A 25,965-nucleotide genomic window follows, 5' to 3' on the forward strand; every position below is an offset into this window, starting at 1 on the left:
ACGGCAGTGTATGTCACACGGACCGCCGCTACACGCCACCACTACAATCCGGCCGATGACATCGACGGACACCCCGCGGCCGCCCGACGGCCGGGCCGCGCGGTGGGCCGGGCAGCGCGACCGTCGGCGCCGCGAGTTCGTCGAGGCGGGCCTGCGCGCGATCGCGCGGCACGGCCCCGAGGTGTCCACCGAGCAGATCGCCGACGAAGCCGGCGTCGCCCGCACACGCCTGTACCGGCACTTCGACGGCGCCGCCGACCTGCAGCACGCGATCGCCCGCCGGGTCGCGGAGCTGATCACCGCGGAGTTCGCGCCCCTGTGGAACCCGAGCGGCACGCCGATGGAGCTGATCCGCACGGCGATCGGCGCGCACACGCACTGGCTGGCCGAGCACGGCTCGCTCTACCGCTACCTGACCCGGCACGCGGTGGACGGCGCCCCCGACGTCTTCGCCGACGGCAAGTCCGCGATCGCCCGGCAGCTGACGGTCCTGTTCGAGTACTACCTCGGACTGTTCGGAGTGGACACCCGCGTCTGCGAAGCGGTCGCCTTCGGGCTGGTCGGCCTGGTCGAGTCGAGCACCTCGCGCTGGCTGGAGAACCCGCGTGACGTCGATCGCGCCGAGCTGGCCGCGCTGCTGGCCCGCTGGGTCTGGCGGATCGTCGACGACACCCTGCGCGCCGGCGGCCTCGAGCTCGACCCGCACACCGAGCTGGCGGCGGCGAACCTCGCCTGATCCGTCCACAGTGGACTCCTGGTGCGCGCTCGCGGTCCGGCCCTTACGATCGCGGCAACCACGGGAGCGGGGGAACGGATGGGCATCGGCACCTGGCTCGTCACCATCGGCGTCGTGCTGGCGCTGCTCGCGATCGACCTCGTGCTCGCCGCGCTCCGGCCGCACCGGGTCGGCTTCAAGGAAGCCGTCGCCTGGTCGGTGGGCTACATCCTCGTCGCGGTGGCGTTCGGCGTCTGGCTGACGCTGGCCCACGGCGGTGAGCTCGGCACCGAGTACTTCGCCGGCTACATCGTCGAGAAGAGCCTGTCGGTCGACAACCTGTTCGTGTTCGTGATCATCATGACGACGTTCGCCGTCCCGGAGGAGCACCAGCACAAGGTGCTCACGTTCGGGATCATCCTCGCGCTCGTCATGCGGGCGATCTTCATCGTCCTCGGCGCGACGCTCCTTTCGCTGTTCTCGGTCATGTTCCTGCTCTTCGGACTGCTGCTGATCTACACCGGCGTGCAGCTGTTCCGGCACCGGGACGCCGACCCCGACATCGAGCACAACGTGGTGGTCCGGGTGGCCCGGCGGGTGCTGCCGGTCTCCGACGCCTACGACGGCGGCCGCCTGCTCACCCGGGTCTCGGGCCGCCGCGTGGTGACCCCGCTGGTCGTGGTCCTGGTCGCGATCGGCGGCGTCGACCTCCTGTTCGCCCTCGACTCGATCCCGGCGGTCTTCGGCGTCACCGACGAGCCGTACGTCGTGTTCGCCGCGAACGCGTTCGCGCTGCTCGGCCTGCGAGCCCTGTACTTCCTGGTGAAGGGCCTGCTCGACCGGCTCGTGTACCTCTCGGCCGGGCTCGCGGTGATCCTCGCGTTCATCGGGGTGAAGCTGATCCTGCACTGGGCGCACGTCGACATCGACGCGCGCGTTCCGGAGATCGCCACGCCGGTCAGCCTCGCGGTGATCATCGGCGTCCTGGCCGTCGTGACGGTCGCCAGCTTGATCAAGACGGGCCGCGACCCGGCGGCGAAGGCGCACCCCGGATCGCTGCGGGGATCCTCGGCGTCCTCAGACCGCGAAGACCTGTGAGTCGTCGGCGAAGGCCTTGAACTCCAGCGCGTTCCCGGCGGGGTCGAGCAGGAACATCGTCCACTGCTCGCCGGCTTGGCCTTCGAAGCGGACGTACGGCTCGATCACGAACTCCGTCCCCGCGGCCCGCAACCGCTCGGCGAGCGCCTTGAACGCCTCGACCTCGAGGATCAGGCCGAAGTGCGGCACCGGGACGTCGTGGCCGTCGACGGGGTTGTGGACGCGCTGGGGCCGCGCCGGCGCCAGGTGCGTCACGAACTGGTGGCCGTGCAGGTTCCAGTCGACCCACGTGTCGGCGCTGCGGCCCTGCGCGAGGCCGAGGACTTCGCCGTAGAAGCGGCGGGCGGCGGCCAGGTCGTCGACCGGCATGGCGAGGTGGAAGCGGGGGATCGTCATGTCCGGATGTTAACATTACGACATGAGTGCTGGAGTGGCTCCCGCGCGCCGGCGCGGGCTCGCCGACGAGGTCGCCGACCGCATCCGGGACGCGATCTTCGACGGAACGTACGCGCTCGGCAGCCAGCTGCGCGAGGTCGAACTGGCGGAGGCGCTGGGCGTCAGCCGCGGGCCGGTGCGCGAGGCGCTGCTCAAGCTGGAGCGCGAGGGGCTCGTCCGCGGCGAATGGCACCGGGGCACCACGGTGACGTCACTGTCCGAAGTGGACGTCGCCGAGCTGGACAGCCTGCGGGCCGCGCTGGAGCAGCTCGCCGTCGGGCTGGTGGTCGACCGCGTGCCCGGCCTGGAGGCGGTCGACGCCGCCGTGGCGCGCATGGAACGGGCGACCGGCGAGCACGAGATGGTCCGCTGCGACCTCGTCTTCCACGACGCGGTCTACCAGGCCGCGGGGCACCGGCGTCTGGGCGAGGCCTGGCAGGCGATCCGGTCGCAGGTCCACCTGTTTTTGCTGACCCGGATCGGCGTCGAGACCGACGGCTACCTGGCGGGCATCCCCGCCGAACACCGGCGGCTCGCCGACGCGCTGCGGGCCGGCGACCGGGAAGCGGCTTTGGAGCTGTTCGTGACGCACCGGCGGCACGCGTTCGACATCCTCACCGGGCGGCCCTCGCCGGGACTCGTCGGCGAGTGAGGCCGGGGCCGTGCGCGGTTCAGTGCGGCAGGTGGGCGGCGATCCCGGCCAGCACCCGGTCGAGCCCGGCCTCGAAGCCCCGGTCCTGGCGGTCGGCGGCGTGCGGCAGCTCGGCCTCGATCATCACCCGCGTGAAGCGGGGGTACTCGCCGCTGTTCATGATCATCGGGCCGTACTCGCCCTCCCGTTCCATCCACTGGTCGTGGCTGAGCCCCGAGCGCCGTGCGGCCTCCCGATCGGCCAGTTCGCCCAGCACGTGGCCGAGGACGAACGCCGAGAGCGTGCCGAGGGCGGCGAGCATCTCGTCGGTGCCGAGATCCATGTCGTCGAACACCGAAAGCGTGCGCTCGCGCCAGCGGAGGCTGTGCGGGCCGTGGATCGCCCGGCCCGCGGCCACCGTCGTGAGCCACGGGTGCCGCAGGCCGACCTCCCGCAGCAGGCGGGCGATCGCGCGGAGACCGTCGCGCCAGCCGGACGGCAGCGGGGCGTCGCGCAGCTCGGCCAGCACCTCGTCGCCCATCAGCTCCAGCACTTCGTCCTTTTTGGACACGTACCGGTAGAGCGACGTCGTGCCGGCGCCGAGCTCGGCCGCGACGCGCCGCATCGAGACGGCGTCGAGGCCTTCGGCGTCGGCGATCCTGATCGCGGCGAGAGCGACGTCGCGCCGGCTGTGGGCCGGCTTCGGGCCCCGCGTGCCGTGCTCGGGACGCAGCCAGAGCGGTGGCTGGTCGTTCGCCGGCACCGCGTACCCCCTTCGTTATTGCGAACACTGTACCCAGTTCGCTACCGTGGTTTTACTGAGCACACTGTTCCGGGTTTTGAGGGTGGGGAGTGGGGGTGGGGGAGATGGACTTCGACGTGGTGGTGGCCGGCGGCGGCCCGGTGGGCCTGCTGCTGGCGGGCGAGCTCCGGCTGGGCGGCGCCCGGGTGCTGGTCCTGGAGCGGGAGCCGGAAACGCCGCGGGCGCGGTACGGGTCGATGGGGGCGCGAGCGCTCAACACTCCGTCGGTGCACGCGCTGCACCTGCGTGGCCTGCTGCCCGCCGTCGAGCGCGCCGCGGCGATGTGGGTCGGGCCGGCCACGCTGCCGCCGCCCGGAGCGCCGGCGGGGGACTTCTTCGTCGGGCACTTCGCCGGGATCGGCATCCGGGCCGACCGGCTGCGGCCGCCGGAGCCGGGCGACGAGTTCCTCGGCGCGGGCGTCATCAGCCAGGCCGGCCTCGAAGAGATCCTCCGCTCGTGGGCGGACGTCGAAGTGCGCCGCGGCGTCGCCCTGACCGGGTTCGACGCGGACGACGACGGCGTGACCGTCCACACCGGACCGGGCTCGATCCGGGCCGGCCGGCTGGTGGGTGCCGACGGCGGGCGCAGCACCGTGCGTCGCCTGGCCGGGTTCGAGTTCCCGGGCGTGGATCCGGTGTTCACCGGCCGGCAAGCGGTCGTCGACCTCGACGCACCGGAGAAGCTCGTCGCGGGGGACTGGCAGCACGGGGAGAACGGCTCCTACGTGCTCGGCGGCTGGGCGGACGGTGACGGGCCGCCGCGGGTGCACACCGTCGAGTACGAGGTGCCCGCGGACCGGGACACGCCGGTGACGGCGGCGGAGATGCAGGCCAGCCTGCGCCGGGTCAGCGGCACGGACGTCGCGGTGACGCGCGTGCACGTCGGCACGCGGTACGCCGACACGACCCGGCAGGCGTCGACGTACCGGCGCGGCCGCGTGCTGCTGTGCGGCGACGCCGCGCACGTGCACTCGCCCGCCGGCGGGCAGGGCCTCAACCTCGGGATCGGTGACGCGGTCAACCTGGGGTGGAAGCTGGCGCTCGTCGCGCGGGGGCTCGCGCCGGAGTCCCTTGTGGACACGTTCACCTCCGAACGGCACCCGGTCGGCGCGTGGGTGCAGCGGTGGAGCCTGGCGCAGACGGCGCTGAGCGCGCCGCGCGGGCCCCGGGCGGAGGCGTTGCGCGGGGTGCTGGCCGAGCTGCTCGACACGCCGGACGGAGCCACTCACGTGGTCACGAGCATCGGCGGCGGCTGGCAGCACTACGACCTCCCGGGCGACTTCCCGCTGATCGGCCACCGGGTCCCGGACCTGGCCCTCGACGACGGGACGACGGTGGCGACCCGCTTCCGCGACGGCCGGGCGGTGGTGCTGGACGCGGGAGCGGAAGCGGCGAGGGTCGCGGCGGAGTGGGGGAGCCGGGTCGCCGTGGTGACGGCGCGGCCGTCGGCGTTCCCGGACCAGCGGCTGGCGGCGCTGGTGCGCCCGGACGGGTACCTGGCGTGGGCTTCGGTCGGCGACCTGGACGAGAAGGGCATGCGCGAGGCGATGACGACCTGGCTCGGCCCGGCCGGGTAACGCCGGTCCCGGATGTCATGAACGACTCGTTCATGCCGTCCGGCGCTCCGAACGAGTCTTTCATGACGTCGCCGGACCGCCGGTGCCCCGGCCGCCGGTGCGGTGAACGAGTCGTCCGGCCGGGGTGTTGACGGCGGCGCCCGGCGGCGCGGATCGTGGGCTCATGGCGACACGCATGGGCGCGCGGTTCACCGGAGACCTGGCCGAACTGCGGTACGAACCGGTGGCCAAGCGGGTGCGGGCGGTCGCGGGTGGACGGACGTTCGCCGACTCGCGGCGGGCGGTGCTGGTCTGGGAACCGAAGCGGGTGGTGCCGGCCTACGCGTTCCCCCTGCCGGACCTGCGCGCGACGCTGACCCCGGCCGGCGACGCCCCGGCGCCCGAACATCCGGTGCGGCTCGCCGAGGGCGGTCCGCCGGTCCTCGACCCGCGGACCGCGTTCGCCGTGCACACCTGCGCAGGCCGCCCGCTGACCGTGGCCGCGGACGGCGTGACCCTGCCGGGCGCCGGCTTCCGGCCCGCCGACCCCGACCTCGGTGAGCACGTCGTCCTCGACTTCGCCGCCTTCGACGAGTGGCTCGAGGAGGCCGAACCGATCGTCGGCCACCCGCGGGACCCGTTCGCGCGCATCGACGTCCGGCGCAGCGACAGCCGGGTGCGCATCGAGGTGGACGGGGTCGTCGTGGCCGACTCGGCCGCGCCCCGCCTGCTGTTCGAAACCGGCATCACCACCCGCTACTACCTGCCGCGCGAAGACGTCCGGATGGACCTGCTCACGCCGTCGGACACCCGCACGACCTGCGCCTACAAAGGACACGCGACGTACTGGTCGGTGGGCGGGCACCGCGATCTCGCCTGGACCTACGACGAGCCGCTGTCCGACGCGCGCGAGGTCGCCGGGTACATCGCCTTCCTCACCGAACGCGTCGACGTCGTCCTGGACGGCGAGCGGCTGCCGCGGCCGGTCACGCCGTGGTCATAGGACCAGGTCGTCCGGGACGCCGATCTCGCGCGCCGAGCCGGTCGACTCCAGCCGCTCCAGCGGGTCGGTTTCTCCCGGAGCGCCTTACAGTTTCTTCGGTGTGTCGCCGGGTATTCTTTTCAAGCCATTCCGCGTTGTTTTCGCTTTACCCGCGGAAATCGGGAAAATAACCGCCGATCACCCGGGTCGGAACTCCTCGTGCGAGTATGCAGCCATGTCTTCGACCATGCGGGCCTTCGTGCTCACCGGCCCGCGACGAGGTGCCGTCCAGGAGGTCCCCGTCCCGCGCGCCGAACCGGGCGAAGTCGTCGTCGACGTCGAACGGGCCGGGGTCTGCGGCACCGATGTCGAGTTCTTCACCGGCGAGATGACCTACCTGCACCAAGGGCACTCCGCCTACCCGATGCGGCTGGGGCACGAGTGGGCCGGCACGGTGTCCGCCGTCGGGGAGGGCGTCGACCCCGCGTGGCTGGGGCGGCGCGTCATGGGCGACACCATGCTCGGCGACCGGACCTGCCGCCGCTGCCGGCGGGGCCACCAGCACACCTGCGAACACCGGCAGGAAGTCGGCATCCGCGGCGGGCGGCCCGGCGCGCTGGCCGAACGGCTCGCCGTCCCCGCGTGGTCGCTGCACGCGCTGCCCGACGAGGTCGACGCCGTGCTCGGCGCGCTCGTCGAACCGGGCGGGAACGCGTTGCGCGCGGCACAAGCCGCTGGTGACGGCGACCGGGTGCTCGTGGCCGGCCCGGGCACGATCGGGCTGCTGACGGCGATGTTCTTGCGGGCCGCGGGCACCGAGGTGCACCTGCTGGGCGTGGACGACGGCGGCTTTTCCCGCGGCCTCGGCTTCGAGCACGTGTGGACCCGAGACACGCTGCCGGACGTGCCGTTCGACGCGGTCGTGGACGCCACCGGCGCCGCGGACCTGCCCGCGCTGGCCGTCGGCCTCGTCGAACCGGCCGGCCGGGTCGTCTACATCGGACTGTCCGGCCGTCCCAGCCCGCTCGACACCCGCGCATTGGTGCTGAAGGACGTCACGGCCGTCGGCGTCCTCTCCGCGTCCCCGGGGCTGGCCGACACGATCGCGGCCTACGCGGCCGGAGACGTCGACCCGCGCCCGCTCGTCGGCGCGACCGTCGGGCTCGGCGAGGTCGGTGCCGTGCTCGCGGGGGAGTACCCGGCGGGGCCGAAGATCCACGTCGACCCGCGACGCTAGCGGGGCGACGCCAGGGTCGTCGGGCGGCTGCGTCCGCGCAGGGTGACGTCCTCGGTCGCCCGCCACCGATCCGCTTCCAGCGCCGCGGCGGCCTCGACCGCCGTCCACGACGCCAGCAGGCGGCCCGGGGCGTTTTTCGCCAGCTCGGTCAGCCGGGCCGCTTCGTTGACCGGGTCGCCGATCACCGTGTACTCGAACCGGCGCGGGTCACCGACGTTGCCCGCCACCGCGTCGCCGGTCGCCACGCCGATGCCGGCCGGGCCGTCCGGCACCTCGAGCGCCAGCCGGCGGGCGATCGCGCGGCCGGCGGCCAACGCGCAGGTCGCGTGGTCACCGAGCGGCGCCGGCGCCCCGAAGACCGCCAAGGCCGCGTCGCCGACGAACTTGTTGACCAGCCCGTGGTGCCGGTCGACCTCGTCGACCACCACCGCGAAGAACCGGTTGAGCAGGCCGACGACCTCCTCGGGCGGGCGGCTCGCGGCCAGCGCCGTCGAGCCGACCAGGTCGACGAACAGCACCGACACCGTGCGCACCGATCCACCGAGCTCGGTGCCGTCCTCGGACGTGCGCATGGCCTCGACGGCGACCTCGTGGCCGACGTGCCTGCCGAACAGGTCGCGCATCCGTTCCCGCTCGGCCAGCCCGGCCGCCATGTCGTTGAACCCGGCCTGCAGCAGGCCCAGCTCGGTGCTGTCGTAGACCGGGATGGTGACGGCGAAGTCGCCGGCGCGGACGCGGCCCAGCGCGTCCCGCACCGACGTGATCGGGTTGACGACCGCGCGGGCGGTGAACACGGTCACCAGCAGGCCGAAGCAGAGCACGACCAGGCCGAGCGCGATCACCGACACCGCGAGCTTCGTCGTCGAGACGTCGCCGCGCACCCAGGCCAGCACCGCCGTGACGACCAGCCCGGCCACCGGCACCCCGGTGCCCAGGCACCAGAACAGCAGCATCCGCAGGTTGACGCCGCCGCTGATCGGCCGCGGCGGCGCGGTCCCGTCGAGGGCGCGCGCCGCGTACGGCCGCAGGGCGAACTCGCCGAAGAGGTAGGCGATCGCGCACACCACGACGCTCGCGAACGCGACGACGAGGAAGACGGTCAGCGCGACGGCGGGCTGCCGGAGCACGGCCAGCGCGGCGAACACGACCGTCGCCACGCCCCACAGGACGGCCTGCATGAGCGTGAGCCGCAGGGGGACGCGCAGGCTCGCGACGCGCTCGGCCTCGGTCGGACGTCGACCCTCGGCGGCCCAGCGCAGGGTCCGCAGAGCCCCGCGGGTGCCCCAGAGCGCACCGACGATGACCGCCGAGACGACGTAGACCGGCACCGCGACCGCGGTGACCCGCACGAGATCGCCGGACATGCCGGGCGCCGGGATGAGCAGCGCCGCGAGCCCGACGACCACCAGCGCGCCGATGACGTTCGTCGCGATGAGCGTGGCGGTCAGCAGGCGCTGGACGCGCCGGCGCAATACAGTGACGTCCTGGTCGAGGGGGCCGAGCAGCCCGGAGCCGAACGGCCCGGTCCGGGTGGGGGTGTCGCTTGTCGAGTGCACCGGTTCCTGCCGTTCGCCGCGTTGAGTGAACGAATGTACACCGAAACGTCGACGCCTCGCGAGCCGGATCAACCCCGCCTGCAGCGACCGATGAGGCGACGCGTGTGCACTGGTCCGACTATGTGTTACGGTTGGTAACAGTGAACTCGGGTAACACCTGTCGAGGAGGTCGGCGATGACCAGCATCAGCGAACGCGAAGCGGAGCCTGCAGCGTCTTCGGACCGCGAGACCACCGCGCGCCGGCTGCTGGACTCGGCGGAGCAGCTCTCGTACGACCCCGTCAAGGAGGTCGACTGGGAGACTCCGCTGGACACGGGGTACCACGGCGCGAGCCCCGAGTGGAGCACGCTCTACGGCACGTCCTACTGGGACGACATGACGCCGGAGCAGCAGCGCGAGCTGACCCGCCACGAGGCGGCGTCGGTGGCCAGCACCGGCATCTGGTTCGAGATGATCCTGCAGCAGATGATCCTGCGGGACTTCTACGCCAAGGACCCGACCGACCCCGCGTTCCAGTGGGCGCTGACCGAGATCGCCGACGAGTGCCGGCACTCGATCATGTTCGCCCGCGGCGCGGCGAAGCTGCGCGCGCCCGCTTACCGGCCGCGCCGGTTCGTCGTCGAGGCCGGCCGGATCTTCAAGGCGACCGCGACCGGTGAAGCGGCCTACGCGGCGATCCTGGTGGCCGAAGAGGTCCTCGACGTCATGCAGCGCGACTGGATGCGCGACGAGCGCGTCGTCCCGTTCGTGCGCACCATCAACAACATCCACGTCGTCGAAGAGTCGCGCCACATGAAGTTCGCGCGCGAGGAGACCCGCCGGCGGCTCGAGGGCGCCGGCTGGGTGCGGCGGCAGGTCAACGCGCTGGTCGTCGCGATCGCGTCCTACGTCATCGTCGGCAGCATGGTGAACGCCAAGGTCTACGAGAACGCCGGGCTCGACGGCAAGCGCGCGCGGCGCGAAGCGAAGGTCAACGAGCACCACAAGTCGATGCTGCGCTCGAGCTGTTCCGGGCTGATGGAGTTCCTGCACTCCGCCGGGTTGCTCACCAAGCCGTCGCTGTACTTCTACAAGCGGGCGAACCTGATCTGACTGAAGGATCGAACAACGTGGCGTTCGCGATCACCCAGACCTGCTGCGCCGACGCGTCCTGCGTGACGGTCTGCCCGGTCAACTGCATCCACCCGACGCCGGGCGAGGCGGACTTCGGGACGACCGACATGCTCTACGTCGACCCGGCGACCTGCATCGACTGCGGCGCGTGCGCCGACGCCTGCCCGGTCGACGCGATCTCCCCGGCCGGCGACCTGACCGGGCCGCTGAAGGTCTACGAGCAGATCAACGCGGAGTACTACGCGGGCCGGGACGTCCTCGCCGAGGCCACCGCCGCCCCGAACTTCCACCGCTGGTCCCCGCCGGAGTTCGGCCGCGTCCTGCCGAGCGACTTCGCGGCCTTGGACGTCGCGGTCGTCGGCACCGGCCCGGCGGGCATGTACGCCGTCGAAGACCTGTTGCTGCACACCAATTCCCGGGTCACGTTGATCGACCGGCTCGAGACGGCCGGCGGCCTGATCCGCTACGGCGTCGCGCCCGACCACCCGTCGACGAAGAAGATCGGCGAGACGTTCGCGCGGTTCCACGACCACCCCCGGCTGCGGCTGCGGCTCGGCGTGGAGGCCGGCCCCGAGCTGGCCGCGCGGCACGACGCGGTGATCTACGCGGTCGGCGCCACCGAGGCGCGCCGGCTCGGCGTCCCGGGCGAGGACCTGCCGGGCAGTCTGCCCGCGGCCACGGTGGTGAACTGGTACAACGGCCACCCCGACGTCCGGCCGGACGCCGTCGACCTCTCGGCCGAGCGGGTGGTCGTGGTGGGCACCGGCAACGTCGCCCTCGACATCGCGCGCATCCTCACGGCCGACCCCGAAACGCTGGCCGGCACCGCGATCGCCCCCGCGGTCTTGGCCCGGCTGCGGTCGAGCAAGGTGCGCGAGGTCGTCCTGCTGGCCCGGCGCGGTCCCGCGGACGCGGCGTACACGCGACCGGAGCTGCTGGCTTTGGCCGCACGCGGCCACCTGGTCGTGGACGCGCACGATCCGCGCGTCGCGGCGGAGATCGACGGTGCGGCGGCGGGGGAGCAGGCCGCTTTGCTGAAGGGGGTCGCGCGCGAGGAGGTCGACTGGTCGTCACCGCCTCCGGACGGTCGGCGGGTCGTGCTGCGGTTCCACTCTTCGCCGGTCGCCTTCACCGGCGACACGGAGGTCCGGGGAGTCCGCGTGACCGGCGACGTCGAGATCACCGCCGGACGCGTCGTGCGGGCGGCCGGGTTCCGCGGTGTCCCGGTGCCGGGCCTGCCGTTCGACCAGGCCACCGGGACGGTCCCGAACACGGCCGGCCGCGTCGAGGCGGGTACTTACGTGGCCGGCTGGATCAAGCGCGGCCCGTCGGGCGGCATCGGCGCGAACAAGGCGTGCGCCCGCGAGACGGTGGGAGCGCTGCTGGAGGACGCGATCGCCGGCCGGCTCCGCCCCCGGCGGCGCGCCCGCATCTTCGGCCGGTCTCTGGCGTGGTGAACGACCCGTTCATGACGTCGTCGACCTCCGCCAAACGTCGCGAATGACTCATTCGGGACCTCCGGCGCCGCGAATGAGTCATTCGCGACGTGCCGACCCGGCCGGTCAGTGGGCGGTGGGTGCGTGGCTCGTGTGGGTGAACTCCACCGTGGACAGCATCGACTCGTCGGTCCTCGAGCGCTTGCGGCCGAAGACCAGGACCTTCGCCGGCTCGACCGCGAACACCACCGCGTCGTGCCCGCCCTGCCGGAACCCCTCCTCGGTCGCCTTGTAAACCCAGCTGCCGTCCCACTTGGCCAGCCAGGCTTCGGCGAGCCGTTCCAGCTTGGCCCGGCCGGTGACGCGCCGGGCGACGCCTTCGACCACCACGTCCAGGGCGTCGTCCCACGAGTCGCGGCCCGTGGTCAGCACCACGTTCGGGTTCGCGGTCAGGTTGAGGTACTTCTGCTCGGTCTCGCCGGTGGAGAAGTGCAGGGCGCCGTCGAGCCAGATCGCGACCAGCGGGGTCACGTGCGGCCGACCGTCGGCGCGCACCGTCGTGAGCCAGCTGATCTGCGCCGCTTCCAGGGCTTTCACCGTCTCGGCCCAGTCGGTGGCCGAGGTGCCGGGGTCGCTGAACCGTTCGTCGAGCCGGGTTTCCATCGTCACTCCGTTCGTCGGTCGCGGAAGGGTGCCGCGGCCTCGAGACGCTCGGCGACCGTCGAGCCGTCCGGCGCCTCCCCGCGGCGGGTGCCGAGGTGGGTTTCGCGCAGTTCGTCCATGAAGGCCTCCCACAGCGGGGGACCGCCGGCGGTGAGCACCTCGGCGCGGGCCGCGTACTCGTCGGCCACCGGGAGGTGCCGCACACCCCAGGAGCTGAGCTGTACGAGCACCGGAACCAGGTCGATCGCCCGCTCGGTCAGGCTGTAGGTGACCTTCTGCTTGTGCGACGGATCGCCGGCCCGCGTGAGCAGCCCGTACTCGACGAGCACGGCCAGCCGATCGGCCAGCACGTTCGACGAGATCCGCTCCTCACCGCCGAGCAGCTCACGGAAGTGCCGGGCGCCGCCGAAGACGACGTCACGCAGGACGAGCAGCGTCCACCGGTCGCCGAAGATCTCGAGCGACAGGTTGATCGGACACCTCGACCGCGCTTCCCGCACTGCTCCCACCGCACTGCACTCACTCAAGGACTGCTTGCATTACGAGAGCAGTATTACCCCTCAGGCGCCGGTGGTAAACCCCAGAGCCAGCCGGTGCAGGACGGCGGCTGCCAGCGCCGTCCGTTCCAGCATCCCCTCGACGCTGATGTGCTCGTGGCGGGCGTGCGCGCCGTCGCCGACCGCGCCGAAGCCGTCCAGGACCGGGTGGCCCAGCGCCGCCACGAAGTTGCCGTCGCTGGCGCCGCCGACCGAGCATTCCCGCAGCGTGATGCCCAGTTCCGCCGCCTCCTCGCGGGCCAGCTCGGACAGGCGGCCGATGGCGTCCGAGCGTTCCATCACCGGCCGGTTCCAGCCGCCGGTCACCTCGACCGTCGCGCGGGAGTCGTGCGCGCTCAAAGCCGCGAGGCCCGCGTCGATCCGGGCCGCCTCGGCCGCGCTGGACACGCGGACGTCGATCTCGCCGGACGCCGCGCCCGCGATCACGTTCTGCCGGGTGCCGCCGGAGATCACGCCGACGTTGACCGTGGTGCCGGCGTCCGGATCGGACAGTCCGTGCAGCGCCAGGATCGCTCGCGCCAGCTCGTCGACCGCGCTCGCGCCCTTGGCCGGGTCCAGCCCGGCGTGCGCCTCGACGCCCGTCGTGTGCACCCGGAACAGGCCGACGCCCTTGCGCGCGGTCTTCACCGCGCCGTCGGCGCTCGCCTCGAACACCAGCGTGGCGCACGTGCCCACGGCGGCCTCCTCGATCACCGGGCGCGACGCCGGGCTGCCGATCTCCTCGTCGCCGTTGAGGACCAGCCGCACGGCCGGGCGCGGCAGCCCGGCCGCGTCGAGCGCGCGCAGCGCCCACACCGCGTGCACCAAGCCCGACTTCATGTCGAAGATCCCCGGTCCGGTCGCTCGGTCACCATCCACAGTGAACGGCCAGGCTTCGAGCGTCCCCAGCGGCCACACGGTGTCGTAGTGGCAGAGCAGGAGCACCGGCTCGCCGGCGCCGGGGAAGTCGTAGATCTTGATGTCGCCGTACCGCCCGCCGTCGACGTCCCGGACGTTCTCCGGGGAGCCCAGCCGCTCGCGCAGCCAGCTGTCCACCCAGGACAGTCCGCGGTCCAAAGCGGACTTGTCGTCACTGGGTGTCTCGATGCCGACGTAGGTGGCGACGTCGTTCAGGAGGTCGTCGCGGTGCGTGCGCACCCACTCGTGCAGTTCGCGGATCACAGCGCTCGCTCCAGTTCGGTCAGGTGGTCTTCGGACATCGCGGCGGCGCCGGACTCGACGTCTCGCAGCCGCGTCAGCATCGCCCGCAGCAGGGGCACGTCCGCCGCCGCGAGCACGGGCGCGTAGTGGTGGTGCACCTCGATCGGGCGGTGCCGGACGGCGATGTCGCGCCAGATGCCGCTGCGGTCCTTCGGCTGGGTCCGCAGCCACGCGACCAGGCGGTCGGTGGCGGCCTCTCGCCCGGTCGCGCCCGGCAGGTAGGCGGCCGGGTCGAACTGGTCGAACGCCTCCAGGGTGCGATCGCCGGCCGCGGCGAACACCTCGGCCGTCAGCGCGTACATGAGCGGGCGGTGCCGGTCGATCAGGTCGGCCATCGGCGCGTCGGCCAGCGCCGTAGTGGTGAGCATCGCGCCGAAGCCGAGCTTCGCCCACAGGTACCCCTCGACGTTGGCGGTCGCCTTCGCCGGGCCCCACGCCTGCAGGTCCGCGACGACCTCCTCGACCCGGTCGGTGATCCGTCCGTCCGGCTCGCCGACGACCAGCGCGCCGAGGCCGCCGTCCCGCACGACGCCGGGCTCGACGACGTCGGCGAACAGGTTCACGAACGCCCCGACCGTCCTTTCCGGACCGACGTGCGCCGCGATCAGGCCTTCGTTCAGCCCGTTCTGCAGTGAGACGACGAAACCGTCTTCCGCCAGTCGCGGCGTCAGCCACGGCAGCACGGTCTCGGTGGCCTGGGCCTTGACGGCCAGCAGCACCCGGCCGAACACCGGCGGGGCGTCGTCCGGGAGGAAGGCGGGCAGTTCCACGGTCTCGTCGCCGCCGGGGCGGCGCAGGGTGAGGCCGCGGTCGCGGATCGCGGTCACGTGCGCCGGGTCGGCGTCCACGATGGACACCGGGTGTCCGGCCCGCGCGAGGTGGAACGCGAGCGTCCCGCCGATCGCGCCGCCGCCGACCACGGTGTACGAGCGCCGGTCAGACATTCGCTTCCTTTCCTTGCTGAACAGTCGTTCCACCGGACCAGTGCAGCGGCAACCCGGCCGCGCCCGCGGTCGAACCGCCGTCGACGCGCAGGACGGCGCCGGTGATCCAGCCGGCCTCGGGGCCGGCGAGCCAGAACACCGCGTCGGCGATCTCGCGCGGCTCGCCGCGCCGGCCGAGCGGGTTCACCGACACCGCCGCCGCGTACGCCTCGGTGACCGGGTTCGCGTCGCTGTCCACGGTGACGAAACCCGGGCTCACGGCGTTCACGCGGATGCCGTGCGGGCCCAGTTCCACCGCGCAGGCCTTGGTGACCATCTCCAGTGCCGCCTTCGACGTCGCGTAGTGCGCGGCGCCGGGACGTGCCCGGGTGGCGGCACCGGAGGAGATGTTGACGACGGCGCCGGCCGTCCCGGCTTTCGCGTGCGCGCGCCCGAAAGCGACCGTGGTCAGCAGCGCGGCCCGGACGTTGACGTCCTGCACGCGGTCCCAGATCGCGGCGGTCATGTCGAGCAGGGGAGTGGCGGGGTAGATCCCGGCGGCGTTGACCAGGACGTCGACCGGCCCGGCCCGCTCGACGAGCCCTTCGGCGTACTCCGCGTCGGCGAGGTCCCCGGGCAGCTCGACGACTTCAGTGGACAGTCCGGAGGCCACTGTGGACAGTTCGGCCGCGCGGAGATCGGACAGGACGAGGCGGTCGCCCGCGGCGGCGAACCGGGCCGCGATCGCGGCGCCGATGCCGCCGCCGGCCCCGGTGACGAGCACGGTCCGCACTAGAGCTCCTTCCCCTTCGTCTCGGGCATGGTGAGGTAGACCGCGACGCCGATGAGCGCGGCGGCCGCGACGTAGACCCACACGAGGTCGCCGAGGTGGTTCGCGTTCAGCCACGTCGTGACGTACGGCGCGGTCCCGCCGAAGATCGCCACGGCGAGCGCGTACGGCAGGCCGATGCCGGTGGTGCGGACCTCCGGCGGGAACTGCTCGGCCATGATCACCGCGCAGTTCGCCGAATAGCCGACGATCAGGACCAGCCCGATCAGCTCGATGACGAACACGCTCCAGAAGCTGTTGCCCAGGAAGTGGAACGCGGGCCACGCGAACACGACGAACCCGCCGGCGAACATCGTCATCGTCGGTTTGCGCCCGAGCCGATCGGACAGCAGGCCGCCGAAAGGCAGCAGCGCGATGAACACGACCATGGCGAGAGTGTTGGCCAGCAGCGCCGTCTTGAGGGGGATGCCGGTGGCCAGGTGGGCGTAGGCCGGCATGTAGGAGACCCACACGTAGTAGATCAGCGTGCCGGCGATGGTCACGCCGGCCACGCGCAGCGCGGCTTTCGGGTGGTCGCGCAGCATCGCGACCACCGGGTTGCGTCGCGGCTTCGCGGCGATCTTGGTGAAGGCTTCGGTTTCGTGCACCGAGACCCGCAACCACAGCCCGACCAGGCCGAGCAGCCCGGCGAGGCCGAACGCGAGCCGCCAGCCCCAGCCGCGCAGGTCGGCGTCGGACAGCGTCGAGTTGAGGATCGTGCCCATCAGCGCGGCCAGGAGCGAGCCGAGGCCGACCGAAACCTGCTGCCAGGAACCGGCGAACGCGCGGCGTCCCGGCGCGGCCGACTCGATGAGGAACGCCGACGACGAACCGAACTCGCCACCCGCTGAGAAGCCCTGCACGAGCCGGGCCAGCAGCAGCACGATCGGGGCCAGCACGCCGATCTGCGCGTACGCCGGGCACAGCGCGATGACGATCGAGGCCGCGGCCATCAGCGAGATGGTGAGCGTGAGGCCCTTCTTGCGTCCCTTCCGGTCGGCGTACGCGCCGAGCACCGCGCCGCCGATCGGCCGCATGACGAACCCGACGGCGAACACGGCCAAAGTGGACAGCAGTGCGGTGGTTTCGTTGCCGCCGGCGAAGAACTGGCCGGCGAAGACCGGGGCGAACGTGGCGTACACGGCCCAGTCGACCCATTCGACGGTGTTGCCGACGGCGCCGGCGACGATCGCTTTGCGTTGCTGCGCCGTCAGCCGGTGCGAGACGACGGTGTCCACAGTGGTCATGACTGCTCCCGGAGAACGTGGTCGACGATCTGCGCGTGCGTGGCGAACCAGACGCCGTCGTGGCCGGAGATGTGGTCGAGGAGCTCGGCCAGGATCGCCATCCGCGAGCGGTGGCCGATGATGTGCGGGTGCATGGTGAGCTGGAAGATCCCGCCGTCGGCGAGGGCGGCGTCGAACTCGTCGCGCCAGATCGACAGCACGCCGCGCGGCGGGGTGTAGGGCCGCAGCGAAGCGAACCGGTCCATCATGAAGTACGGCGCGTCGTCCCGGATCCACTCCACCGGCAGCTCGACGACGCCGGTGGGTTCGCCGTGCTCGATCAGCTCGTAGCAGTCGTCGTCGGCCATGAGCGACGAGTCGTACTGGAGGCCCAGTTCGCGCGTGATGGCGAGGGTGTGCGCGGAAAAGTCCCAGGACGGCGTCCGGATGCCGACCGGCCGGGTGCCCGCGAGGCGTTCCAGGACGTCGGCGGCGCGGAAGGCGAGGTCGCGCTCCTCGGTCTCGGTGAGCGCGGTGTTGCGTTCGTGGATCCAGCCGTGCAGCGCGACTTCGTGTCCCGCGTCCACATAGGACTTCACTTCACCGTCGTGCAGGAGGGCCGACACGGCGGGCATGAAGAAGGACGCGGGCGCGTTGTGCCGTTTCAGGAGGTTCAGGATGCGCGGCACGCCGACGCGGGCGCCGTACTCGCCCTGCGCCATCTTGCCGGGCAGGACGTCGCCGTCGCGCAGGGCGGGCGTCTCGTGGTCGGAGTCGAAGGACAGGGCCACGGCGACCTTCGCGCCGCCGGGCCACGACGCCGGGCGCAGAGAGCGTCCGGCGCGGACGTGTTCGACGTGCCCGCGCCACGTCTGTTCGTCCCACTGCCACGGTTGTTCGGTCATGCGTCCTCCAAGCTGGCGGCGGGCGTCGGGGCCCACGCGCGCTTGAGCGTCGAAACCTGCAGGGTCACGTCGGCCTCCCGGAGCCCGGGCAGTGCGCCGACGACGTCGGTGGTGTGGCGGTAGAGCTCCCCGTAGTGGCGCAGCACGATCTGGCCGACGAGGTTGAAGCGGCCGGTGGTGGCGCTCAGGTACTTCGTGCCGGGGTGCGCGGCGAGCTGCTGTCCCGCGCGGTCGAGTTCGCCGGGGACGACGGAGAGCCAGAGCATGAACTCCAGCGCGTAGCCGAACATGGCGGGTTCGGCGAGCGTCCGGAACCGCAGGCAACCCCGGCGCACCAGCGAATCGACGCGGCGGGCCACAGTGGACTCGCTGGTGCCGACCTGTTTGGACACTTCCTTGAACGGCAGCCGGCCGTCCTCGCCGAGGGCGGCGCAGATCGCGAGGTCGAGTTCGTCGAGCTGCTCGGGCGGGCGTTCCCAGTGCTGTTCTTCGAACGGCCGGACGTCGCCGCCGCGCAGCTCTTTCGCGGCCTCGGCACTGAGCTCGCCGGAGTCCCAGTCGTGGTTGGAGGTGAAGGTCCGCATGACGGCGAAGGTCTCGGCATCCCGCACGGCGTCGGCGGCGGGCAGGCCGTTGTCCTGCAGGCTCGCGATGTCGGCGTAGGACGGGAGGACGAACTCGGCGGAGCAGTCGGCGCTCCCGGCGAGCACGGTGGCGTACCGGACGTCGGGCCGGGCGGCGAGGGCGTCGGTGACGGTGGCGGCGGTGCCGGGGCGGCACTTGAGCCGGGCGATGACGGGCACGCCGAGTCCGCACCGGAGCACGTCGACGACGCCGATGACCCTCAGCCGGCCGCTCTCGGTGAGCTTTTCGGCCCGCCGGAGAACGGTGGACTCGCTGGCGCCGACGTGGCGGGCGATGGCACCCCAGGACGCCCGGCCGTTGAGCTGGAGGGCGGCGACTATGCGGCGGTCCAGTTCGGTCGCTTTGCCTTCGTTCTGCACAAGAGGCATCTTGCGTGCAGGAAAACGTCAAGTCAAGGGTCGCGATGCAGGAAAACCGCAAAGCGGCTCGTTGTGAACGGTTGGATCAGTGAGTCGCGAGCACCGGCGTAGCGGCCGCGAAGGCGTCGGCCGCCGCCAGGTCGAACTCGCCGTGATCGCTGCCGAGCCCCCGGGCCACCAGCCCTGCCGCCGCGCAGCCGAGCACCGCCGCTTCCCGTAGCGACCGGCCCAGACCCACGCCCCGCAGGAACCCGGCCGAGAACGCGTCGCCGCAGCCCGTCGTGTCGATCACCGGGACCTCGAACGCCGGTACCGCGAGCGTCGACTCCGCCGTCACCACCAGCGCCCCGCGTGCACCCCGCGTGACCGCCACGCAACCGGCACCCTGATCGACCAAGGACCGGGCGGCGTCCTCCACCGTGGCCGCGCCCGTCAGCCCCAGCACCTGCTCCTCGTTCGGCAGCAGGTAGTCCAAGGAGGACAAAGCCGGCGCGATCCACGTCAGCACCCCCGGATCACCCGGCGCCAGCAGGTCCGCCGACGTCACGACACCGGCCGCCCGGGCCGACGCCAGAATCGAAGCCGCCGCGGCGCCGCCCATCAGCTCCGGCCCGCCCAGGTGCAGGTGAGTCGCGCGAGAAATCTCCGCGTGGGGAGCCTCCGACGGCGCGTATCCCAGGTTCGCGCCCGGCACGTGAAACGCGGGCCGGCTGCCGTCCGCGCGGATCGGGAGCACCGACGCCGAGGTCTGCACGCCCGTGCGTCGCAGCACCAGCGACGTGTCGACGCCGTAGCGCGCGAGCATCGTCAACAGCAGGTCGCCGATGGGGTCGTCGCCGACCGCGCCCGCCGTCCGGACGTGGGCGCCGAGCTTCGCCAACGTCACCGCCGTGCCCGCGGCCGTGCCCGCCGGGCCGAACCGGATCTGCTCCACCAGCGCCGCGCCCTGGCCTTCCGGGATGGCCTCGACCGGCCGGACCTGCACGTCGAACACGTGCGCCCCCAGCGTCACGACGGTTTGCGTCACCGCTCCTCGATTCGCCGGGGCCGGCCGTACCCACTCCGCACGGCCGCGGTCACGACGGCTTCCTGCTGCAGATCGTCCAGCGCGCGCGGCGCGCCGAGCGCCGCCGCGCGGACGTACAGGCCGCACGCCCACTCCAGCAGCAGCGCGTTGTCCATCGCCGCGTCCAGCGTCGGGCCGTGCGCGATCGCGCCGTGGTTGGCCAGCAGCGCGGCCGTCTTGCCGTCGAGCGCCGCGAGCGTGCCCGCGGCGAGCTCCGCGGACCCGAACACGGCGAACGGCGCGACCCGGACCGAGCCGCCCAGTGCGAGCTGCTGGTAGTGCACGCAGGGCAGCTCGTCGAGCACCAGTGACACCGCCGTGGCCTGCGGCGAGTGCGTGTGGACGACCGCTCCGGCGTCGTAGCGGCGGTAGATGCTCAGGTGCAGCTCCAGCTCCGACGTCGGCGCCAGCTCGCCGGCGACGACCGTGCCGTCGAGGTCGACGACGGTCACGTCGTCCGGCGTGGCCGCGCCCAGCACGATCCCCGTCGCGGTCACCGCCACGTGGTGGCCGGCCCGGACGCTGACGTTGCCGGCCGTGCCGATCAGCAGGCCCTCGCCGGCGAGGCCGTTGCTGGCGCGGGCGACCGCTCGCCGCGCGTCGTCGAGTACGGAACTTCCCACTGCCATGGCCCGAGGCTAGGATAAATGCGAAACAAAGTCACGTTCAGGTTTGGAGCGGTGCATGGTGCGGCGAGTACCGCGGCAGGCCCGGGCGCGGGAGAAGCTGGCCCGGGTGCTCGAGGCCGCCGACCGGCTGCTCGCCGAGGAGGGCGTCGAGGCTCTGACGACGACCCGGGTCGCGGCCGCGGCCGGCGTCTCGGTCGGCACGCTCTACCAGTACCTGCCGGACCGCGACGCCATCACCGAAGCCCTGGCCGAGGCCTACCTCGCCCGGCTCGAAGAGCTCATGACGTCCTTCGCCGACCAAGCCGCGAAGGAGACCTGGGACGACCCGGTCGGCCTGCTCGTCGACGCGTTCGCGGCGCTCTACCGCGCCGAGCCCGGCTTCCGTGCCCTGTGGCTGGGTCGAGGGCTCACCGAGGCGACGCGGGAGGCCGACATCGCCCACAAGCGCGTGATGGCCACTGGTGTGCACCGCGTGCTCGTCGCGCAGGGCGTGCTCCGCGACGACGAAGAGGCCGCGACGGCGTGCCGCACCGCGTTCCTCGCGGCCGACGCCGTCATCCAGGAGGCGTTCCGCGCCGACCCCGAAGGGGCCGCCGGACTCCTCGCCCACCTCAAGGTGATGCTTCGGGCCTACTTGGAGCGGCTCGTCTAGGCTCCCGGGCATGCCCGACACGCAGTACGAAGACCTCCTCCGCCACGTCCTCGACACGGGAGCCCGCAAGGCGGACCGCACCGGCACGGGCACGCGGTCGATCTTCGGGCACCAGCTGCGCTACCGCCTGGCCGACGGGTTTCCGCTGGTCACGACCAAGAAGGTCCACTTCCGCTCGGTCGCGTACGAGCTGCTGTGGTTCCTGCGCGGCGACGGGAACGTCGAGTGGCTCCAGGAGAACGGCGTCACGATCTGGGACGAGTGGGCCGCGCCGGACGGTGATCTCGGCCCGGTCTACGGCGTCCAGTGGCGGTCGTGGCCGACCCCGGACGGCGGGCACGTCGACCAGATCGCCGAGGTGCTGCGCACGCTGCGCGAGAACCCGGACTCGCGGCGGATCATCGTGTCGGCGTGGAACGTCGCCGACATCCCGCGGATGGCGCTGCCGCCGTGCCACGCGTTCTTCCAGTTCTACGTCGCCGACGGCGAGCTGTCGTGCCAGCTGTACCAGCGCAGCGCGGACCTGTTCCTCGGCGTGCCGTTCAACATCGCGAGCTACGCGCTGCTGACGCACATGATCGCCGCGCAGGTGGGGCTCGGTGTCGGCGACTTCGTGTGGACGGGCGGCGACTGCCACATCTACGACAACCACGAAGAGCAGGTCCGCAAGCAGCTCGCCCGCGACGCGCGGCCGTTCCCGACGTTGGGCTTGAAGCCGGCGGACAGCCTGTTCGACTACACGTACGAGCACATCGCGCTCGACGGCTACGACCCGCACCCGGGTATCAAGGCCCCGGTGGCGGTGTGATCGGGCTGGTCTGGGCCCAGTCGGCGAACGGCATCATCGGCCGCGACGGCACGCTACCGTGGCACCTGCCGGAGGACTTGAAACACTTCCGAACGCTGACCGCGGGCGCGACCGTCCTCATGGGACGCCGCACGTGGGAGTCGCTGCCGCCGCGATTCCGGCCGTTGCCGGGCCGGCGCAACCTCGTGCTGTCGCGCACACCGCAGGAGGGCGTGGAGACGTTCCCGGATCTGGCGCCGGCGCTGGCCACGGTGTCCGGAGACGGCTGGGTGATCGGCGGCGCGGCGGTGTACCGGGCGGCGCTGCCGTTCGCGGACCGGATTGTGGTGACGGAGATCCAGGAGACCTTCGAGGGCGACACGCGGGCGCCGGATGTGGGTCGGGTGCCGGACTCTGTGGAGGAGTGGCAGGAGTCGTCGACCGGGCTGCACTACCGCTTCTTGAGCTGGGGTTGAGCCGGGTTCGGGACCGCGGCGGCCGTGCCGGTGTGGGGCGCCCGACCCGGAAACTCCTTAGGGCGTGGGTGTAGGCCCGTAGCCGGTGGCTACGGGCCCATCCCATACTCGACTAAGCCGCGAACGGCAGCGGCTGATGTAGGTTGTTGCGCCTGGGTTTTCGGCGCTTGTCCAGGAACACTGGTGGCAGGAATTCGGGGAGGCCGTCGGCGGCGATGCGGACCTGCCAACCCGAGCGGTGCAGGAGCCGGTGGTGATGCGCGCACATCAGCACCATGTTGCCCAGCTCGGTGGGGCCGCCGTCAGCCCAATGCCGGACGTGGTGACCTTGACAGTGCCGGGGTGGACGATGACAGCCAGGGAAGGCGCAACCGCGGTCGCGCAGATACAACGCGCGGCGGATTCCGGGTGGGACCAGGCGGCGTTGGCGTCCGAGGTCGAGGGGTTCGCTCTTGCCGCCCAGCACCGTGGGGATGAGCATGCAATCACACGCGTGGATCCGGGCTTCGGCCGCCGACATCGTGCCTGTGTCGCCGAGGATGGCCCGCCCGACGCCCGACTTCAAGTCTTCCAGCGACACGGCGACCATCACGTGGGCTCGTTCGCCGGCCTGCATCGGCAAGTCCGAGGAGTTCAACGCCAGGTCGATCGCGTCGGAGAAGGCGTCGCCGTAGCGTTCCTGCGGGGAGCGCAAGTCGGGGCCCTCGTCGCTGGTGCGGCGTTCGGCCAACGAGTCGAGCAGGGCGCTGGCCCGGGTGCCGGTTTCGTCGTCGAAGCGACCCTGAAGTTCCCATATCCCGGTTCTCTTGCGACGCAACGACAGCTCGCGAGAAGGAGTAGCAGGTTCGGTGGTGTCGGGCTCGGCGCCATCGGGGTCGAGGTGGGCCAGGATCCGGGCACCCAACGCGGCGACTTGCTTGTGCCCGGCGTCTTCGGCGAACGTGAGCAGGTGCTGTTCGGCGTCGTCGCGGTGCTCGGGCGGGATCTGGGTCAGGGCGCCGATGATGGTGTCGATCATCGGCGTGCTCAACCGGCCGTCCGACGCGGCAGCGCCGGTGGCGGGAGCGACAGCGGAAACAGGTGTGCCGTCGAGGTTGTGGCCGGGCGTAAGAGCCCGAGCCCGCTTCACCACAGACTCAGCGGCAGCCTTGGGAACATCGGCCAGATGCTCGAACAACCGCGCCACAGAACGGTATCCGAAGAGTTCCATCACCCCGCGCGACTCGATTTCCACGAGCAGCGCACCGATTTCGGCCTCGGCAGACCGCACAACAGTGAGCAGCGCGGAGATGCGGTCGGCCAAGGCCACCGCATCCGCTTGCAACACCGCTTGTCTGTCCACACACCAAGATTACCGGTCCACGAACGCATGTTCATCACTCGATCAGGTGGAAGCGGCAGCCCGCCAGGGGCACCGTTGCGTGGGGAATCGGCGCTCTCGCACTGAGCAACAAGCAAGGACAGCAAGCGCCGATTTCCCACGCCCCGGCGAAGCCGCATCTTGAGAACCCAGCACCGACCGACCCTTGACGAGAAACCCCCGGAGGTCAACAATTCATCCGTACCCCGGAATGTTAACGCTAACATTCCCGACGACGAAGTCGGAGCGATGCCATGAAGCTGCGCCAAGCGATGTCCGTGCTCCTGCTGCTCACCGGAACGCTCCTGGGTACCGGGACCGCGAACGCCGCGGAAACCCCCGTCCCGCCTCCCGTGATGGGCTGGGCCTCCTGGAACTCCTTCGCCGCCAAGATCGACTACAACGTCATCAAAGCGCAGGCCGACGCGCTGGTGTCGGCCGGCCTGAAGGACGCCGGCTACAGCTACGTCAACATCGACGAAGGCTGGTGGCAGGGAACCCGCGACGACGCCGGAAACATCACCGTCGACGAGACCGAATGGCCCGGCGGGATGAAGGCGATCGCGGACTACCTGCACGGCAAGGGCCTGAAGGCCGGCATCTACACCGACGCCGGGCGCGACGGCTGCGGCTACTACTTCCCGACCGGCCGCCCCGCGGCGCCCGGCTCCGGCAGCGAGGGCCACTACCTGCAGGACATGCTGCAGTTCCAGCGCTGGGGCTTCGACTTCGTCAAGGTCGACTGGTGCGGCGGCGACGCCGAAGGCCTCGACCCGGCGAGCACCTACCGGGCGATCAGCGACGCCAACCGCGCCGCGACCGCGCAGACCGGGCGCACGCTCGTCCTGTCGATCTGCGACTGGGGCAAGAAGAACCCGTGGAACTGGGGCGCCGGCACGGCCCCGATGTGGCGCACCAGCACGGACATCATCTACTACGGCCAGACGGCGACGCTCCCGCAGGCGCTGACCAACTTCGACCAGGCGCAGCACCCCGTCTCGCAGCACACCGGGTACGTCAACGACCCCGACATGCTCACCGTCGGCATGCCCGGGCTGACCGCCGCGCAGGGCCGGACCGAAATGGGCATGTGGGCGGTCTCCGGCGCGCCGCTGCTCGCGGGCAACAACCTCGCGACGATGACCGCGGAGACGGCGACCATCCTGAAGAACCGGGAAGTCATCGCCGTCGACCAGGACTCCCGCGGTCTTCAAGGGGTGAAGGTCGCCGAGGACGCCGCCGGTCTCCAGGTCTACGGCAAAGTCCTGAGCGGATCAGGCAGGCGGGCAGTCTTGCTGCTCAACCGGACGTCTTCGGCGGCGACGATGACCGCGCGCTGGGCCGACCTCGGCCTGACGACGGCGTCAGCGAAGGTGCGGAACCTCTGGGCCGCCGGCGACAAAGGCACCTACGCCAACGGCTACAGCGTGAGCGTCCCGGCCAACGACTCGGTGCTGCTGACCGTGCAGGGCACCGACGCCGCATCCACGCACGGCACGACGATCGCCGCCGCCGCAACAGGTCTGGCCGTCGCGACCTTCACCTACAGCGCCACGACCACGCAGACCCCGACCGTCGCGGTGAACGGCCAGCAGCCGACCGTCCTGAAGTTCCCGGCGACCGGGGGAGCGGCCAAGACCGTCTCGGCCGTGGTCTCCCTGGGCAAAGGGACGAACTCCCTGACGTTCTCGGGGGCGTCACCGCAGCTCACGGACGTCGCGATCCTGCCCCTGCCGGGAAGCAACGGCATCCAGGTGGTCGGCATGCAGTCGAACCGGTGCCTCGACGTCGACGACAACAGCATCACCAACGGCGTCCAGACCCAGCTCTGGGACTGCGCCGCGGGACCCAACCAGACGTGGACGCCGGCGCGCGGCCAGCTCGTCGTCAACGGCACCAAATGCCTCGACGCGTACGACAACGGGACCACCAACGGCACCGCGGTGGTCATCTGGGACTGCAACGGCCAGCGCAACCAGCAGTGGACGCTCAACGCGAACGGCACCATCACCAACGCACTCTCCGGGCGGTGCCTGGACGCGAGCGGTGCCGGCACCACGAACGCCACGAAGATCATCCTCTGGGCCTGCGGCGGCGGGGCCGACCAGCAGTGGACCCGGCGGTGA

General features: G+C 71.8%; 26 protein-coding genes. 12 read left to right on the forward strand and 14 right to left on the reverse strand.

All coding sequences use genetic code 11. The features are described from left to right. Window positions 1-55: 55 nt before the first annotated feature. On the forward strand, window positions 56-736 hold the full coding sequence (locus AB0N03_RS16145) for a TetR/AcrR family transcriptional regulator (protein ID WP_364371402.1): 681 nt from the start codon (window positions 56-58) through the stop codon (window positions 734-736). 78 nt (window positions 737-814) lie between these two features. After that, window positions 815-1,813, forward strand: coding sequence for a TerC/Alx family metal homeostasis membrane protein (locus tag AB0N03_RS16150; protein ID WP_364371405.1), 999 nt, complete (start codon window positions 815-817; stop codon window positions 1,811-1,813). Here the strand turns inward: AB0N03_RS16150 and AB0N03_RS16155 are convergent. Then, complete coding sequence (locus AB0N03_RS16155; protein WP_364371408.1) at window positions 1,793-2,209, reverse strand: VOC family protein; 417 nt, start codon at window positions 2,207-2,209, stop codon at window positions 1,793-1,795. The two genes, AB0N03_RS16150 and AB0N03_RS16155, sit on opposite strands and share 21 nt — an antisense overlap. A 22-nt stretch (window positions 2,210-2,231) precedes the next feature. On the opposite strand from AB0N03_RS16155, the gene AB0N03_RS16160 reads away from it, so the two are divergent. After that, complete coding sequence (locus AB0N03_RS16160; RefSeq protein ID WP_364371411.1) at window positions 2,232-2,900, forward strand: GntR family transcriptional regulator; 669 nt, start codon at window positions 2,232-2,234, stop codon at window positions 2,898-2,900. 19 nt (window positions 2,901-2,919) lie between these two features. Here the strand turns inward: AB0N03_RS16160 and AB0N03_RS16165 are convergent, their stop codons facing one another. After that, on the reverse strand, window positions 2,920-3,642 hold the full coding sequence (locus tag AB0N03_RS16165; RefSeq protein WP_364371414.1) for a TetR/AcrR family transcriptional regulator: 723 nt from the start codon (window positions 3,640-3,642) through the stop codon (window positions 2,920-2,922). 104 nt (window positions 3,643-3,746) lie between these two features. Between AB0N03_RS16165 and AB0N03_RS16170 the strand changes: the two genes are divergently transcribed. The 3 genes from AB0N03_RS16170 (at window position 3,747) to AB0N03_RS16180 (ending at window position 7,456) form a co-directional block, all read left to right on the forward strand. Further along, complete coding sequence (locus AB0N03_RS16170) at window positions 3,747-5,258, forward strand: FAD-dependent monooxygenase (protein WP_364371417.1); 1,512 nt, start codon at window positions 3,747-3,749, stop codon at window positions 5,256-5,258. A gap of 163 nt (window positions 5,259-5,421) precedes the next feature. After that, complete coding sequence (locus AB0N03_RS16175) at window positions 5,422-6,240, forward strand: DUF427 domain-containing protein (protein WP_364371419.1); 819 nt, start codon at window positions 5,422-5,424, stop codon at window positions 6,238-6,240. Between the two features lie 214 nt (window positions 6,241-6,454). Beyond that, the gene (locus AB0N03_RS16180; RefSeq protein WP_364371422.1) at window positions 6,455-7,456 is read left to right on the forward strand and encodes an alcohol dehydrogenase catalytic domain-containing protein; all 1,002 of its coding nucleotides are present in this window, start codon (window positions 6,455-6,457) and stop codon (window positions 7,454-7,456) included. Here AB0N03_RS16180 and AB0N03_RS16185 read toward each other — a convergent pair. Further along, window positions 7,453-9,012 carry an adenylate/guanylate cyclase domain-containing protein gene (locus AB0N03_RS16185; RefSeq protein ID WP_364371424.1) on the reverse strand — a complete coding sequence of 520 codons (1,560 nt, stop codon included), beginning with the start codon at window positions 9,010-9,012 and terminating at the stop codon, window positions 7,453-7,455. The genes AB0N03_RS16180 and AB0N03_RS16185 overlap by 4 nt on opposite strands. Before the next feature lie 175 nt (window positions 9,013-9,187). Here AB0N03_RS16185 and AB0N03_RS16190 point away from each other — a divergent pair, with 175 nt between their 5' ends. Next, complete coding sequence (locus AB0N03_RS16190; RefSeq protein ID WP_364371427.1) at window positions 9,188-10,105, forward strand: diiron oxygenase; 918 nt, start codon at window positions 9,188-9,190, stop codon at window positions 10,103-10,105. 17 nt (window positions 10,106-10,122) lie between these two features. Beyond that, the gene (locus AB0N03_RS16195) at window positions 10,123-11,583 is read left to right on the forward strand and encodes an FAD-dependent oxidoreductase (RefSeq protein WP_364371429.1); all 1,461 of its coding nucleotides are present in this window, start codon (window positions 10,123-10,125) and stop codon (window positions 11,581-11,583) included. Window positions 11,584-11,688: 105 nt separating this feature from the next. Here AB0N03_RS16195 and AB0N03_RS16200 read toward each other — a convergent pair whose 3' ends face one another. The 10 genes from AB0N03_RS16200 to AB0N03_RS16245 all read right to left on the reverse strand — a co-directional run bounded on the left by AB0N03_RS16200 (window position 11,689) and on the right by AB0N03_RS16245 (window position 20,564). Continuing rightward, the gene (locus AB0N03_RS16200; protein WP_364371432.1) at window positions 11,689-12,225 is read right to left on the reverse strand and encodes a pyridoxamine 5'-phosphate oxidase family protein; all 537 of its coding nucleotides are present in this window, start codon (window positions 12,223-12,225) and stop codon (window positions 11,689-11,691) included. A 2-nt stretch (window positions 12,226-12,227) separates the two neighbouring features. Beyond that, window positions 12,228-12,725, reverse strand: coding sequence for a helix-turn-helix domain-containing protein (locus AB0N03_RS16205; protein WP_364371435.1), 498 nt, complete (start codon window positions 12,723-12,725; stop codon window positions 12,228-12,230). Between the two features lie 60 nt (window positions 12,726-12,785). Continuing rightward, entirely contained in the window at window positions 12,786-13,943 is a 1,158-nt protein-coding gene (locus AB0N03_RS16210) for a M20 family metallopeptidase (RefSeq protein WP_364371437.1), read from the reverse strand. Beyond that, complete coding sequence (locus AB0N03_RS16215) at window positions 13,940-14,926, reverse strand: 2-dehydropantoate 2-reductase N-terminal domain-containing protein (RefSeq protein WP_364371440.1); 987 nt, start codon at window positions 14,924-14,926, stop codon at window positions 13,940-13,942. The genes AB0N03_RS16210 and AB0N03_RS16215 overlap by 4 nt, the downstream gene beginning before the upstream one ends. After that, complete coding sequence (locus AB0N03_RS16220) at window positions 14,919-15,698, reverse strand: SDR family oxidoreductase (protein WP_364371443.1); 780 nt, start codon at window positions 15,696-15,698, stop codon at window positions 14,919-14,921. The genes AB0N03_RS16215 and AB0N03_RS16220 overlap by 8 nt, the downstream gene beginning before the upstream one ends. Continuing rightward, a complete protein-coding gene (locus AB0N03_RS16225; protein WP_364371446.1) occupies window positions 15,698-16,981 on the reverse strand; it encodes an MFS transporter in 1,284 nt (427 codons plus the stop codon). The genes AB0N03_RS16220 and AB0N03_RS16225 overlap by 1 nt, the downstream gene beginning before the upstream one ends. Further along, on the reverse strand, window positions 16,978-17,865 hold the full coding sequence (locus AB0N03_RS16230) for a polysaccharide deacetylase (RefSeq protein WP_364371448.1): 888 nt from the start codon (window positions 17,863-17,865) through the stop codon (window positions 16,978-16,980). Before AB0N03_RS16230 ends, AB0N03_RS16225 begins: the two co-directional genes overlap by 4 nt. Then, a complete protein-coding gene (locus AB0N03_RS16235) occupies window positions 17,862-18,869 on the reverse strand; it encodes an Lrp/AsnC family transcriptional regulator (RefSeq protein WP_364371451.1) in 1,008 nt (335 codons plus the stop codon). Before AB0N03_RS16235 ends, AB0N03_RS16230 begins: the two co-directional genes overlap by 4 nt. An 85-nt stretch (window positions 18,870-18,954) precedes the next feature. After that, complete coding sequence (locus AB0N03_RS16240) at window positions 18,955-19,896, reverse strand: carbohydrate kinase family protein (RefSeq protein ID WP_364371454.1); 942 nt, start codon at window positions 19,894-19,896, stop codon at window positions 18,955-18,957. Further along, window positions 19,893-20,564: a class II aldolase/adducin family protein gene (locus AB0N03_RS16245; RefSeq protein WP_364371457.1), complete on the reverse strand. Its 672-nt coding sequence runs from the start codon at window positions 20,562-20,564 to the stop codon at window positions 19,893-19,895. Before AB0N03_RS16245 ends, AB0N03_RS16240 begins: the two co-directional genes overlap by 4 nt. A 55-nt stretch (window positions 20,565-20,619) precedes the next feature. On the opposite strand from AB0N03_RS16245, the gene AB0N03_RS16250 reads away from it, so the two are divergent. The 3 genes from AB0N03_RS16250 to AB0N03_RS16260 are packed head-to-tail and all read left to right on the forward strand — an operon-like array spanning window position 20,620 to window position 22,479. Continuing rightward, window positions 20,620-21,216: a TetR/AcrR family transcriptional regulator gene (locus tag AB0N03_RS16250; RefSeq protein ID WP_364371459.1), complete on the forward strand. Its 597-nt coding sequence runs from the start codon at window positions 20,620-20,622 to the stop codon at window positions 21,214-21,216. A 10-nt stretch (window positions 21,217-21,226) separates the two neighbouring features. Next, window positions 21,227-22,024, forward strand: a complete 798-nt coding sequence (locus AB0N03_RS16255) for a thymidylate synthase (protein ID WP_364371462.1) — start codon at window positions 21,227-21,229, stop codon at window positions 22,022-22,024. Then, window positions 22,021-22,479, forward strand: a complete 459-nt coding sequence (locus tag AB0N03_RS16260; RefSeq protein ID WP_364371465.1) for a dihydrofolate reductase — start codon at window positions 22,021-22,023, stop codon at window positions 22,477-22,479. The genes AB0N03_RS16255 and AB0N03_RS16260 overlap by 4 nt, the downstream gene beginning before the upstream one ends. A gap of 112 nt (window positions 22,480-22,591) precedes the next feature. On the opposite strand, the gene AB0N03_RS16265 is transcribed toward AB0N03_RS16260, so the two are convergent. Then, window positions 22,592-23,821, reverse strand: a complete 1,230-nt coding sequence (locus AB0N03_RS16265) for a DUF222 domain-containing protein (RefSeq protein ID WP_364371468.1) — start codon at window positions 23,819-23,821, stop codon at window positions 22,592-22,594. 272 nt (window positions 23,822-24,093) lie between these two features. Between AB0N03_RS16265 and AB0N03_RS16270 the strand changes: the two genes are divergently transcribed. Then, window positions 24,094-25,965: a ricin-type beta-trefoil lectin domain protein gene (locus AB0N03_RS16270; protein WP_364371471.1), complete on the forward strand. Its 1,872-nt coding sequence runs from the start codon at window positions 24,094-24,096 to the stop codon at window positions 25,963-25,965.

Origin of the sequence: Amycolatopsis sp. NPDC051061 (assembly GCF_040682935.1) — a bacterium.
Taxonomy (GTDB): Bacteria; Actinomycetota; Actinomycetes; order Mycobacteriales; family Pseudonocardiaceae; genus Amycolatopsis.